This is a genomic window from Gammaproteobacteria bacterium, from assembly GCA_015709615.1.
Taxonomy (GTDB): domain Bacteria; phylum Pseudomonadota; class Gammaproteobacteria; order Burkholderiales; family Nitrosomonadaceae; genus Nitrosomonas.
On sequence record CP054179.1, the window covers coordinates 2460996 to 2475138 of the forward strand.

Consider the following 14143-nt stretch of genomic DNA (forward strand, 5'->3'; position numbering starts at 1 on the left):
AGCCTGCTTTCAAAAGGAAAATAACCATGTCCACAAACACTATCCGCCTTCATCGCGTGCTGCGCGCGCCGCCCGAGAGAATTTACCGCGCTTTCCTGGATGCCGATGCGATGGCTAAATGGCTGCCGCCGCATGGTTTTACCGGTAAGGTGCATCATATCGATGCGAAAACCGGTGGCAGTTATAGGATGTCCTTTACCAACCTCAGCACCGGGCACAGTCATTCATTCGGCGGTGAATATCTGGAATTAGTGCCGTTTGAGCGTATCCGCCATACCGACCGGTTCGATGATCCGAATTTGCCCGGAGAAATGCAGGTCACGGTATCTTTAAAACCGGTTTCCTGCGGCACCGAGTTGAACATCGTGCAAGAGGGCGTACCGGAGGTGATTCCGGCCGAAGCTTGCTACCTCGGCTGGCAGGAATCGCTGACGTTGCTCGCGCAGCTTGTCGAAGCCGAGATTCCCGGCTAACTCTGCCACTGCTGATTTTTTGTGGAGACACTGAAGGAGTGGTAATGCCGCGCCAGCATCGGCTAACCGTTTTTCCGTTTCTGATTCTGCTGCTGATATTGCTGGCCGGTTGCGTCCATCGGCCGTTTGTTACGGTGCCTTACCCGCGCTGGGGCGAAGAAATTGTGATCGGTTCGAGCGGTGAGGAGCCGCTGATTCTGCGCTCGTTATCGCCGCCGGAACCCAGTCAGGCATCCGCTTGTGTGTTGCTGGTGCATGGCATGAACGAGCATATCGGACGCTACGGTGAGGTGGCGCGTTATTTCTCGCGGCGGTTTTTTGTGGCCGGGTTCGATCATTATGCGCACGGGCTATCGAATCCAGCGCTGCGCCGTGCCGATCAGGCGCTGGCGGAAGGAGCCGGCCGAGCCGATGTCGGTGACGCTTATTTGGCGCAAGCGGCTTTGTACGATCTGGAGCCATTGCGGCGGATGTTGGGCCGGGCGTTGCAAGCCTTCATGGCGCAGTGCGACGCGCAAGGTCATCCGCAGCGGCCGGTGTTCATCGTGGCGCATAGTCTAGGCGGACTGGTGACCGCATCTTATCTGCTCAAGCATCAAGACGAATCCGATTTGCGCAAGCGGCTAAAGGGTGTGGTTTTGCTAGCCCCGGCTTTTGCCGTGAGCGAACCGCCGGGCTGGCGCGGCTGGCTGGCGAATCCGCTGATCAAACTGTCTTTTCATGCGGAAACGCATTTTTTGCATCCGCAGGATGAGCCGCTGCCTTTGCTGGTGTTCAATCAATTGTTTTCGCTCGTGACCGTGCCGGTGTTGGATGGTTTGTTTGAAGTACTGTCCTGGCCGGGGTTGCGCGGTATTTTCACGCCGGTTTCACCCGCTTGGGTCACCGATTATCTGACCGATAGCGAAGAAGAAAAAACCCGCCTGCGCGCCGACGGCTGGATCATTCGCCGGAGTCTGCTGCGCTACGTGAAAGGCATTGAAGCCGAGGTCGTGCGCTTCCGTAGGGAAATGGCGGATTTCTCAATACCGTATTACCTGGTTTATTCGGAGCGGGATCCGGTTACGCCCGCCTGGGGCGATGAAGATTTTGCCCGTGTGACACTGAAGCTTAATTCCGCTAGTGAAGTTCTGAAGCTTTCCGGTTTGCCGTATCACCAGCATGTGTTTTTGCAAGAACCCGCGCGCACCGGACTGCTGCAGAAAATTGAGCAATGGCTGGATCGCCGGCTACGTGTACTGCACTGAATCGCCATACCTGTTTTGCCTGGTAATGCTCTCATTGTCATGTAATCTTATTGATTCGATTGATGCTTATGCATTGAGGGTTGAATGAAGATTCTTTTCGATTGCCGCCACTGCTTGCAGCACTTCGAATGCATATTCAGCGCTGCGTAATGTACACAAAGCCCGTTCAATATCTCTGAGCCTATTATTTCTGCTGTTTAGTATTAGTTGTGATTTTCTTCACAGCGTAAATCTTCTGGATTTTGTAGTCTTGTTTCATGCTTTTGGCTTTGATGCGATTTGCCGCAGCATCAAAATCCGGATGAAACAAGCGGCTAATTAAGATAGGAGGTTGTCATGATTATCACACTTGATATTTTTTCTGGAAGACCTAATCCTTCGTGGATTCTCTCCGAGAAAGACACCAACCGGCTCCTGGAAAGGTTTTCTGGCAAGGCGCTAGTAGAAGCTGAAGCAGTAGATAGTGTATTGGGTTTCCGTGGCATGGTGGTTTCCTCTCACAGTGATGAGCAATTGCCAGAAGGTATGCCTGCTACGTTCCGGGTGGGTGGCTTATTGTCCGCCGATTATGTTGCACCGGAGTCAACATTGAGTTTGCTTACCGCCGATGAGTCGGATGACGCAGTCCGTTGGTTACTTTCTACTGGTCAACATGCCATTCATGAAGATGTTTTTGCTTATTTGGAAGATACGCTGGAAATGCGTAAGCAGAGCTTGGAAACGGAAGCGCTTACCGAGCTCGCCATTGAAGAGAAAGTCTGGAAGGAAGAGGCCAAGCTGGTTGCTAAGGCTGCTTGTATCATTCAGAACACACCCTACAATCCTGGTTTTTGGAATGCTGCCGGTGTTATAGGAAAAAATAACTGTTACAACTACGCCATGAATTATCGTTCGGATACGTTTGCCCAACCCGGACGTATTTCAGGCCATCCGAATAACGTCATGGCTTGCGCAAATGTCGCTACTGCGGCCAACTGGGATGGTTGTAAGGCAGTTTGTTCCGGTTCGAACAAAAACGTAGCCCTGGTTATTTGGCCGGGACAGGATTATCACTGGTACCGGAAGCACTCTAATGGTTTTTGGGGACATAAACCGGGTGGTACGGCGGCGCGTAACACAGATAATTTAGGCCGGGTTATTAATGGTACAACCTTAACACCGCAAAATTGTGCACGAGGACCTTATACCATCTTCTGTGGTTATCGCTACTCACCCACTGGCATGAAAGTTCGTTGAGTTTTATTTTTTAAAAATCTTTTTCTGTGGAAAAAAAGAGAATAAGGCATTCGCGGGATTTCCGTACTAGGCTCCCGCGTGCCGAAAAGGAGTTCAGTGTATCACTTCATTAGGAGTCAATTGGGATTGACTAATTATGGGTTGAGATTAAATGTTATTGATTGCCAATAGCTTACACCTAAGTTTCCCCATGAAAAATTGTAAATAGAAACTATCATGATAATCGAGTTTGATGTATTTAGCGGGAGGCCGAATCCTACTTGGAGTTTATCTGAGGAGGAAGTTGTGGAATTGCTGGCAGCATTTAAAGATCTTCCTCTTGCCAATAAACCTTGCCAGGAAACCGGAATCGGTTATCGCGGTTTTGTTATTCTGAACCCCAGACGCGAGGGCGGATTGGCTCCGCGCATTCGCGTATGTGGCGGCATCATAGCAATGACTGGTGATGATGAACAGCTCTACCAAGATGTGCATGGTCTTGAAAATAGATTGCTATTACAAGCATCACAGCATGGCCACGTGACTATTGTGAACAATGTGCTGGAAGGAAAGTTTGGTACTGAATCAGATAAATGACTGGCAAGAAATGTAGCAAGTAGGCAATCATGCCGGTTTATTGATTGATCTCCGCGGATTTAATTCCCCGTACCTTAAAGTGAAAGGGCACGCAGTTAATGCTGCGCTGCTTGCGGTGAAGTTCTTTGTTTGTAAATTATATGTAGATTCAATGAGGTATTTGCGCGCTGCATGTCGTGTTTTGGCAACCGCTAAAGTTGGGGATCTTCGCGGATTGCTTGTTTAGTATGTCCCCGATCCTATGAGGAGGTGTATATGTCGAATCAAGAATCAGTTCAATCAGGTCTGGAAACAACAGGCCGTTTTATCGTCACATTTCGCGAGGGAGCGCAGAGCGAAGCTTTAACCTTACTGAAAAAAGGAACGGGTTTGACTAAGGCCAAGCTCATGAGTAGCGCCGATTTTGGTGAATCAGGTGTAGATATTGCGCAAGTGCCGGAAAGTGGCGGAGTTCTGCTCGAACAATTAGGCATTGCCGTGATTACTATGGATGAGGCTGCCGTTGGCGCATTGGCGCAGGATATAGGTGAAGATTCTGCGATACTGGCTATCGAGCCTGAAGGTGTCATGTATGCCTTGAGTGAGCTCAAAGGTCTTTCAGTGGACTATTTACGGGGTTTTCGTGATGCTGCCAATACGCTTTATGCTCAGGCCAGTCAGGAAGCAATGCAAGAGGGGCTGGCAGAATTAGCCGCAGCATTTGGCGATACTGCCTCACTTACTTGGGGGCTTCAGGCAACGAAGGTTGCTACATCCAAGTACTCAGGTAAGGGAATAAAAGTGGCAGTGCTGGATACCGGTCTTGATTTTAAGCATCCTGACTTCGCCGGAAGGAGCATTATTTCCAAGTCATTCATAAGCGGAGTTCCGACAGCCCAGGATGGTCATGGTCATGGAACGCATTGTACCGGAACGGCATGCGGACCATTAAAACCCACCCAAGACCGCCGCTATGGCGTTGCTTATGGTTCTCAGATTTATATTGGAAAAGTCCTTTCAGATGCAGGGAGTGGCGGTGATATTGGTATCCTGGCGGGTATTGATTGGGCCGTTGCCAACAAGTGCCATGTTATTTCAATGTCTTTAGGTGCGGATGTATGCAACACATCGACTGCATATGAAACTGCAGGTCAACGGGCGCTCAATGCCGGTAGTCTTATAGTCGCTGCTGCTGGTAACAATGCCCGGCGTTCAGCAAGGCAGTATGGTTGTGTAGGCCGGCCCGCTAATAGCCGCACATTTATGGCGGTGGGTGCATTGGATTCCAGCCTGAATGTAGCCGATTTCTCTGCTCGTGACACAGCGCGTAACCCCGGTACTGCCGTAGATATCGCGGGGCCTGGCGTTGCAATATACTCCAGTTGGCCCATGCCTACGCGTACGAGAACTATCAGCGGTACCAGTATGGCAACGCCACACGTGGCAGGTATTGCGGCGTTGTGGGCTCAAGCATCGGCAACTCGCGGAGCTGCCCTGTGGCAGCGTATAATTACGAATGCCCGTACGCTCCCGGCACCAGTTGTAGATGTTGGCCGGGGATTGATACAGGCGCCCTGAGACAACCAGAATCACGCGAAGATTAATCAGCTTCGCGTGATTCTGCGGGCTGTCATGTGTGTCGAGATGAGGAGATCATGATGTCAAATCAATCTGCTACGGATATTGATATGATTATATCTGTTGATGAGAAGTACCTGTCTCAGTTGGACAAAATCGCAGAAAATCTACGCTCACAAGGACTTAAGGATATTCAAGTGCTAACAGGCGTCGGAGTCATTACTGGTAAAGGACACCCCGATTTATTATCAGCGTTGCATCAAGTGAATGGCGTCGCCGCTGTGGAAACAGCCGGTACTGTCCAAATTGCTCCCCCCGGATCTGACGTTCAGTAAAGAAGAACTGTTAATGATCGCTGTTTTTCGCACAATTCCCGGTGTTGATGCATTATCAGGAAAGCATTTTTATTCTTGAGAAATTCAAATTCAGAGTCGTTGTGGTGAGTCATCAAGGGCTACTGCACCTATGAGTTACTAGGTGTTAGCTACATAGTTAATTTATACTGAGCCAGTAGTCAATAAGAATAGTTTTAACTGAATACGAGGTAAGAAGCATGCTGAAAGCAACATTAACTGATCTGATGCAACGCATACCCGGTAAGGCGAGTCCGGAATGGCCGATGGGTGAGCCGTTTGCACTGGCGTTTGCGCACGGCACGATGTCGGTTGAAGTGTATGCGCCCAGAGGTTCCGATATCCAAACGCCGCACGATCAGGATGAGTTGTATTTCATTCATACCGGCCGTGGAGAAATCGTCATTGCCGGGGAGCGGCATACATTTGAGCCGGGCATGGTGTTTTTCGTGGCAGCGCATGTTGAGCACAGGTTCGAGAATTTCTCGCCGGATTTCATCACCTGGGTGGTGTTCTGGGGACCCAAAGGCGGGGAAAAGAATCCGAGAACAGCGGGTTGATAGGCCATGCTCAAGTTCTACGGTTATAAACAATGCGGCACCTGCCGTAAGGCGGAGCAATTTTTACAGCAGGCGAACATTGCTTACGAATTTATCGACATCACGCTGAATCCGCCGGGCGCGGAAGAATTGGCTGCGATTGTGGCGCGCGCCGGTGTTTCGCTGAATAAATTGTTCAACACCAGCGGCGTGCAGTACCGCGAATTGAAAATCAAGGAGCGGCTGCCGGCGTTATCCGAACAGGAAATATTGGTGCTGCTCGCGGGCAACGGCCGTTTGATCAAGCGCCCGCTGATTATCGATGGCCAACGGGCGACCGTGGGGTTCGATGCGGAACGGTTTGCCGCTGTCTGGCGTTAAAGTCTCACCATTTTTCCTTGTTTCCGGATGGTTAGCAGTGCGCGGCGCTTTGCGCTATAGCAGCAGTGCTGCCGACAATTATGCTTGCGCTTTGGCGCTCATGCTTGTACTCTTCTTCGCCATAGACGGCGTGAGCAGGGCTTATCAATAACCGGATCAAGCAGGAGGCAAAAATTGGCTGAACAACGTTTTTTTGTGCGTAAAGCGGCGGTACTCGGGGCTGGAGTCATGGGAGCGCAGATCGCGGCGCACTTGGTGAACGCCAATATCGAAACCTTACTGTTCGAACTGCCGGGCGACGACAAGAATCCGAACGCCAATGTGATCAAGGCGGTGGAAAAACTCAAAAAACAAGAGCCCGCTCCTCTGTCCGTCAAAACCAAAGCCACCTGTATTCAGCCCGCCAATTACGAGCAACATCTCGAACTGTTGCAAGATTGCGATCTGGTGATCGAAGCGATCGCCGAGCGCATGGACTGGAAGCGCGATCTGTACGTTAAGGTCGCGCCTTATCTGGGCGAGCACACGATTTTCGCCAGCAACACTTCCGGGTTATCGATCAATCAATTGGCCGAAGCGTTTCCGGAAGAACTGCGGCACCGTTTTTGCGGCATCCATTTCTTCAATCCGCCGCGCTACATGCACCTGGTCGAGCTGATTTCGTGCCAAGTCAGCGACGCGGCCATGCTCGATCATCTCGAAGAATTTCTCGTCACCAATCTGGGCAAGGGCGTGATCCGTGCCAAGGATACGCCGAATTTCATCGCCAACCGCATCGGTGTGTTTTCGCTGCTGGCGACGATGCATCATGGCCGGGCGTTCGATTTCGGTTTCGATCTGGTCGACGCGCTGACTGGCGCGCTGATCGGCCGCCCCAAAAGCGCCACGTTCCGCACTGCCGATGTGGTGGGATTGGATACACTGGCGCATGTCATCAACACCATGCGCGATACGCTGCCGGACGATCCGTGGCATACACATTTCGCCGTGCCGGATTGGCTGCAAGGTTTGATTGAAGCCGGTGCGCTGGGAGAGAAAGTCAAACGCGGGGTGTACCAGAAAATAAAAGGCGAAATCCATGTGCTAGATCGCGCTACGAAGGGGTACCGGTTATCGGGCGCGGAAGTCGATGACGATTTGAAACGCTTGCTGAAATACAGCAGCCCGTCAGAGAAATTTGCTGCATTGCGCAACAGCCATGAGCCTCAGGCGCAGTTTTTGTGGTCGATTTTCCGCGATTTGTTCCATTACTGCGCGGTGCAACTGGAGTCGATCGCCGACAATGCGCGTGACCTCGATCTGGCGGTGCGCTGGGGGTTCGGCTGGAATCAGGGGCCGTTTGAAATTTGGCAAGCCGCCGGCTGGAAACAAATCGCCCATTGGATTCAGGAAGACATCGCCGCCGGTAAGTGCATGAGTCAGGCGCCGTTGCCGCCGTGGGTCATGACGATTGCGGATAGTGAATCGCCCGGCGTGCATTCCGCGCAAGGTTCGTTTGCCCCGGCTTCCGGAAAACCGCAAGGGCGCTCAACATTGCCGGTGTACCAGCGCCAGCTTTTCCCAGACCGCTTGAGCGGCGAATCGGCAACGTACGGGGAAACTATTTTTGAAACGGATGCGGTGAGGTTGTGGCACACCGGCGACAAAATAGCCATTCTGAGCTTCAAGAGCAAAATGCACACCATCGGCCTCGATGTGCTGGAGGGGACGCAACTAGCGATCAAGGAAGCTGAGCAAAATTGGCGCGCGTTGGTGATCTGGCAAACCGAACCGCCGTTTTCCGCCGGTGCTAATTTGCAGAAAGCCACCGAAAAACCCAAAGCGGATGCGCACCATAGCAATGTACCTGCAGCTTCGCCCGAACCACCGAAGCCGCCGACGGCCTTTCAGTCTTTCCTGAAGAAATTGCGTAAATCGACCCAGGCGACCGTGCTGCAAGTGGCACGCGAACTGGATCTGGCCGATGTGCTGATGGCCAAGAAACTGGCTGAAGTGGAAGGCATGATCAAGCAGTTTCAGCAAACCTCGCAAATGCTGCGCTATTCGATGATTCCGACCGTGGCTGCAGTGGATGGATTGGCATTGGGCGGCGGTTGTGAGTTTGTCATGCATTGCGACCGTGCGGTGGCCACGCTGGAAAGCTATATCGGTTTGGTGGAAACGGGGGTCGGATTGCTGCCCGCGGGTGGCGGGTGTAAGGAATTCGCAATGCGCGCTGCGCAAAACGCCAAGGATGGCGATCCTTTCCCGCAATTGAAACATTATTTCCAGACGGTGGCGATGGCGGAACTGGCCAAGAGCGCCGAGCAAGCAAAAGAACTGGGTTATCTGCGCCGCGCCGACATGGTGGTGATGCATCGTTTTGAATTGCTGCATGTGGCGAAGGCGCAAGCGCTGGCACTGGCCGAAGCGGGTTACCGTCCGCCGCTGCGCACGCGGGAAATTCCGGTGGCAGGGAATACTGGCATTGCGACGATCCAAAGCCAACTGGTGAATATGCGTGAAGGCGGTTTCATTTCCGAACACGACAACCTGATTGCCAACAAAGTGGCACATGTCATGTGCGGCGGCGATCTGACGCCGGGCAGCCTGGTCGATGAGGACTGGTTCCTGGAACTGGAGCGCGCGGCTTTCATGGAGTTACTGGCGACGGAAAAAACCCAGGCGCGCATTGAATATACATTGAAAACCGGCAAACCGCTGAGAAACTGATTTCACGATTCACGGAGAATCCTATGACCAAGCAAACGCAAGAAGCCTATATCGTAGCCGCCGCACGCACGCCAGTCGGCAAAGCGCCGCGCGGCATGTTCAAGAACGTGCGCCCCGACGACATGCTGGTGCATGTGTTGCATGCCGTGATGAAACAGTGTGAAGGACTGGATCCAGCCGCGATTGACGATGTCATCGTCGGTTGCGCCATGCCGGAAGCGGAGCAAGGCATCAATGTCGCACGCGTGGCACTGTTACTGGCCGGTTTGCCGAACAGTGTCGCGGGGATGACGGTGAACCGGTTCTGCGCATCCGGTCTGCAATCGGTGGCACTGGCGGCGGATCGTATCCGCCTCGGCGAAGCGGATGTGATGATCGCCGGCGGTACCGAGAGCATGAGCATGGTACCGATGATGGGTAACAAAGTTTCCATGAATCCGGCGATGTTTCAGCATGAGGAAAATGTCGCGATTGCTTACGGCATGGGCATGACAGCCGAGAAAGTGGCGGAACAATGGAAAGTGTCGCGCGAGGATCAGGATGAATTTGCTTTGACCAGCCATCAACGGGCGTTAAAGGCGATCACAACGGGTGAATTTAAAGATGAAATTGCACCGTATACGGTCGATGAAAAGCGCCCGGATCTGATCACGCACACGGTGCATGAAGAAATCGCCGTCAAGGATACCGACGAAGGGCCGCGCGCCGACACCAATGCGGATGCGCTGGCGAAATTGAAACCGGTGTTTGCCGCCAAGGGATCGGTCACCGCAGGTAACAGTTCGCAAATGTCCGACGGCGCGGGAGCCGTGGTGCTGATGAGTGAAGCGGCGCTGAAGCGTTTCAATCTGTCGCCGCTGGGACGCTTTATCGGTTTCTCTGTGGCCGGTGTGCCGCCCGAGATCATGGGGGTGGGACCGATTCAGGCGATTCCCAAGGTACTCAAGCAAACCGGAATCAAGCAGGACGATTTGGATTGGATCGAGTTGAACGAAGCGTTTGCCGCACAGAGCTTGGCCGTAATTCGTGATCTGGGATTGGATCGCAACAAAGTGAATCCGCTCGGTGGCGCGATTGCGCTGGGGCATCCGCTCGGAGCCACCGGTTCCATCCGGGTGGCGACTTTGCTGCACGGGCTGCGCCGCCATCAACTCAAATACGGCATGGTGACCATGTGCATCGGCAGCGGCATGGGTGCGGCCGGCGTATTTGAAGCGCTTTAGCCCGTTTGAAATATCCCTTTAACGCTAAGGAGGCGCTGATTAATTGACTGCACGAGCGAATCGCTTCGTTGCGCGTTACTCACTCCATCGCCTATCTGATTGATATGTCTCGGTTGTTACGCTCCGTGCGCCTCGCTCTTCATCACGTTCGTCGAATTAATCAACGTTTCCCTAAGAAAAGTTACCACTGCCGGATAATCAGGTTGTTTTTTGTAACAATTTTGTGCAAGAAACAAAATATACTGATTATCCGCCCCCCTGTGATTTATCAAATTTGATTCTTATCAGCGCTGCATAATGGGAGCGCATTCATTTCTCAGAGCTTCCCTTATCCCTTCGTGCTCATCGCGAAGCCTCAAGTAAGCCACTGGTAAGCCGTAACAGTCAGTTCGCCGCATGTGTATTCGCGGCATTTCTTGAAACGTAAGGTTATGCATTCAGTTCATGCTGTCTGCGGCTGACATGTGATTGTTAAGAAACTATTGTATTTAACCGGATGGTCGCCAGTGGGGGTTGTTTTATAGTGAATTCGTATGCTTCTTTCGATTTGCTTTCCTGTATCAGCGATTTTGCTGTCTGCATAAATGCGCAGGGCATCATTGAGCAAGCGTCCAAACCTTCGCAAGTGTTTTTGCAATTGCCAGGAGAGTTGCCGCAGCAACCGATTGGATTGTTCATTCAACCCGAAGATAGGGCGCTGTTTGCTGAAGCCTGCGAAAAAGCGAGGCAAGGCGGCGCGAAACAAGCTTTTATTTGCCGCCTTCTGCGCCAGCGCGTATTGCCGGTATGGGTTGATTGCTACCTGTATTCGCTGCCGCAGGATAAATATCTGGTCGTGGCATTCGATGCCACGCACTGGAAGGATAACGAGAACCGTTTGGTTTACCTCTCCACGCATGATGCTTTGACCGGGTTACCGGGTAAAGTCTTGCTCGACGATCGTATTGCGATGAATATTCAGACAGCGCAGCGGGAAAAGTACTCTTTGTCATTGATCGTTTTGAGTCTGGACGGTTACCGGAAAATTAACGACTTGCTGGGGCACGATGTCGGCAATGAGTTGATCAAAATGGTGGCGGAGCGGTTGCAAAATTGTGTGCGCCGCAGCGATACGGTGGCGCGCATCAGTGATGACGAGTTTTCCATGATTATGCAGAGTGTGGGGCGGGAAAATGTTGATCCGATCGCCCGGAAAATTTTAACCGCCGTGCAGCGGTCTTTCCGCATTGGCGAACATACTTTGCATATCAGTGCCAGTCTGGGTGTTGCCATCTATCCGGAGCATGGTGAGAGTGCTCCGTCCTTGTACCGAAATGCCGAAATGGCGATGTACCGGGCGAAAGCGCAAGGGAAGAACCATTGCAAGATTTATAGCGATCAGGTCGACGATACCGAGCGCAGCGATTTGTCGCTGGAATCGGCCATGTACGAAGGTATCGAAAACGGTGAATTCATGCTGCACTATCAGCCGATTTTTTGTACGCAAACCGGTCAATTGAAGGGGGCCGAAGCGTTGATGCGCTGGCAAAATCCAAGCCGGGGTTTCGTTTCGCCGATGAAGTTTATCCCCTTGGCGGAAAATAGCGGTTTGATAAAAATTCTCGGCACCTGGGCTTTACGCAGCGCGTGCTATCAGGCAAAACAATGGCAAAACGCCGGACTTAAGGATTTTTATATCTCCGTGAATGTATCCCCGCGGCAATTCGTGCAAGAGGATTTTCTGGATATGATCCATAAGGCGTTAGACGAATCCGGCTTATTACCGGGAAACCTGATGCTGGAAATCACCGAGGGTGTGCTAATGGAAAATCCGCAGCGTTCCGGGGCGATTTTGACGCAACTGCATGCCGCGGGAGTAAAAATCGCCATCGATGATTTCGGCACCGGCTATTCATCGCTGGCTTATTTGAAACGATTTCCGCTGTCCGTGCTGAAGATTGATAAGTCTTTTGTGGATGATGTGGTGAACAGTGCGGAAGACATGGCGATCGTGGGCACGATTCTGAGTTTGGCGGAAGGATTGAATTTGCTGGTGGTTGCCGAAGGCGTGGAAAATGACGCGCAATTAGGTTTCTTGAAACAGGAAGGATGCAACCTGGTGCAAGGATACCTGACGGGCCGACCGGTGCACTCGGAAGTATTTAAAGAGAAGTATATGGCATGACGGTATCCGCTCCGATGCTTGATGAGAACAGTAAAGAACAGTTTTGCGCCGTGCTGGCCAAACGCATGAGCGAGAAAGGCAGTTTTCCGGCTTTCTCGGCGTCTGTTCAGCACCTGGATGAATTGATGCACGATGAGAATAAAAATATCGCGGATATCACGCGTGTCATTCTGAATGATTTTACCCTGACGCAGAAAGTGATCCGTTTGGCCAACTCGGTCATGTATTCCGGAATCGGCGGGGAGATTACCACTATCACCCAAGCTGCCGTCGTACTGGGAATAGACACCATCGCCCATATCACCCTCAGCATCCGTTTCATCGATACGCTTTCCGCTTCTGCGCCGGCTTCGGAGGAGGCGCGCAGGGAATTGGCAAAAGCGGTATTGGCCGGAAATATCGTGCGCAATGTGGTGACAAAATTAAATATGATCAACGGCGAAGAAGCGGTCGTTGGCGCCTTGCTGCACCATCTGGGCCGTCTCATGCTGGTATTTTATTTTCCTGTTGAATGGTTGCAAATTCAGAAAATTGCGCAAAACGATGTGCTGAATGAAAACGATGCAGCGCAGCAAGTTATCGGTGCAACGATCGATGAAATTTCTCAGGAAATCGCCAAGAGTTGGCATTTGCCCAAGAAAATAGCCCATTGCATGGCCAGTTCGGCCACCTTCGCGGAAATCAGCATACCGGGGTCGTCCGACTGGCTTAAGGTGATGGCTAATTTTGCCAGCGGAGTCGTCTTGTTATTGGCTCGTCAAAGCAACGACGATGATTTGCAACAGTATGTTTCACGTTATAGCGAATCGTTGTTGATTTCCGCTGAGGATCTTATTGAGTCGATTGATTTGGCGCGGCAGACGACGCGCGAGTTTTCCGGTAATTCGGAAAGCGGGAAGTCTATCGGCAAGCCCTATGATTCGCGCGAGCGTCTGGCGGTCAGTGTGCGTGAACTCAGAATGGCGCTGGCGCAGGGAATCGACTTCAATATTGCATTGAGCATGATTCTTGAATCATTGTACGCCAGCATGGGCTTTAATCGCGTGATTACTTTTTTTCGTGACGCCGGTATGTTCAAGGCCAAAGTCGGGTTTGGCAGCGGAGCGCCGGAGGTGTTACCCGGCCTGGTTTTTCCTGAAACTTATGCAACCGATGTGTTTCATTTGTCGCTCGCCAATAAAGCGGACGTATTTATTCAGGATGTCGCTGCTACACAATCGTCTGCGAGTATACCGGCATGGCTAAGGGCGGCTTTACCGGATGTCGACGCTTTTATTCTGCTGCCGCTGGTTTTTAACGGCAAGGCTATCGGTTTGATCTACGCTGATTGGTGTGCGGGAGCAACCAGTCAGATCGAACCGAGCGAACTCTCATCGATGGGTATGCTGCGGGATTACTTGATGAGAGCCTTGATTAAAAGAAAATAACGGATCGATTTGATTCCTCCCTCGCCTATTTTGGCCACATAAAAAGTCGTACCGGAAATCAATGCCGGTCAAAAAGCAAGTCCGCATTTTGTCAGTATTTTCTGATAATGAAAATTTAAGTTCATCACTTTCCGGCTCAAGTTAATCGATTATTTTTCGTTAACACAACATCGATTAATTTAATACACACGCTGGTTTCAAGTATTTTGATAAGAAAGCATCACTCGATAAATTCTACAGTGGGGGTTGTAGGAA

At 51.6% G+C, this 14143-nt stretch carries 12 protein-coding genes; all 12 read left to right on the top strand.

Going from position 1 to position 14143, the window contains the following annotated elements:
* Positions 1 to 26: 26 nt before the first annotated feature.
* The 12 genes from HRU77_11730 (at position 27) to HRU77_11785 (ending at position 13888) form a co-directional block, all read left to right on the top strand.
* Entirely contained in the window at positions 27 to 473 is a 447-nt protein-coding gene (locus tag HRU77_11730; protein ID QOJ21294.1) for an SRPBCC family protein, read from the top strand.
* A 44-nt stretch (positions 474 to 517) separates the two neighbouring features.
* Positions 518 to 1720, top strand: a complete 1203-nt coding sequence (locus HRU77_11735) for an alpha/beta fold hydrolase (GenBank protein ID QOJ21295.1) — start codon at positions 518 to 520, stop codon at positions 1718 to 1720.
* 336 nt (positions 1721 to 2056) lie between these two features.
* Positions 2057 to 2956, top strand: a complete 900-nt coding sequence (locus HRU77_11740; protein QOJ21296.1) for a hypothetical protein — start codon at positions 2057 to 2059, stop codon at positions 2954 to 2956.
* Between the two features lie 285 nt (positions 2957 to 3241).
* A complete protein-coding gene (locus tag HRU77_11745) occupies positions 3242 to 3532 on the top strand; it encodes a hypothetical protein (protein QOJ21297.1) in 291 nt (96 codons plus the stop codon).
* A 255-nt stretch (positions 3533 to 3787) separates the two neighbouring features.
* Positions 3788 to 5089 (top strand): S8 family serine peptidase, encoded by a 1302-nt coding sequence (locus tag HRU77_11750; GenBank protein QOJ21298.1) that lies wholly within the window; start codon positions 3788 to 3790, stop codon positions 5087 to 5089.
* Between the two features lie 77 nt (positions 5090 to 5166).
* Positions 5167 to 5424, top strand: coding sequence for a ketohydroxyglutarate aldolase (locus HRU77_11755; GenBank protein ID QOJ21299.1), 258 nt, complete (start codon positions 5167 to 5169; stop codon positions 5422 to 5424).
* Positions 5425 to 5642: 218 nt separating this feature from the next.
* A complete protein-coding gene (locus HRU77_11760) occupies positions 5643 to 6002 on the top strand; it encodes a cupin domain-containing protein (GenBank protein ID QOJ21300.1) in 360 nt (119 codons plus the stop codon).
* 6 nt (positions 6003 to 6008) lie between these two features.
* Positions 6009 to 6362 (top strand): arsenate reductase family protein, encoded by a 354-nt coding sequence (locus HRU77_11765; GenBank protein ID QOJ21301.1) that lies wholly within the window; start codon positions 6009 to 6011, stop codon positions 6360 to 6362.
* A gap of 174 nt (positions 6363 to 6536) precedes the next feature.
* Positions 6537 to 9074 carry a 3-hydroxyacyl-CoA dehydrogenase/enoyl-CoA hydratase family protein gene (locus HRU77_11770; protein ID QOJ21302.1) on the top strand — a complete coding sequence of 846 codons (2538 nt, stop codon included), beginning with the start codon at positions 6537 to 6539 and terminating at the stop codon, positions 9072 to 9074.
* Positions 9075 to 9097: 23 nt separating this feature from the next.
* A complete protein-coding gene (locus HRU77_11775) occupies positions 9098 to 10297 on the top strand; it encodes an acetyl-CoA C-acyltransferase (GenBank protein ID QOJ21303.1) in 1200 nt (399 codons plus the stop codon).
* 523 nt (positions 10298 to 10820) lie between these two features.
* Complete coding sequence (locus HRU77_11780) at positions 10821 to 12461, top strand: GGDEF domain-containing protein (GenBank protein QOJ21304.1); 1641 nt, start codon at positions 10821 to 10823, stop codon at positions 12459 to 12461.
* Positions 12458 to 13888, top strand: coding sequence for an HDOD domain-containing protein (locus tag HRU77_11785; GenBank protein QOJ21305.1), 1431 nt, complete (start codon positions 12458 to 12460; stop codon positions 13886 to 13888). Before HRU77_11780 ends, HRU77_11785 begins: the two co-directional genes overlap by 4 nt.
* Positions 13889 to 14143: the final 255 nt, after the last annotated feature.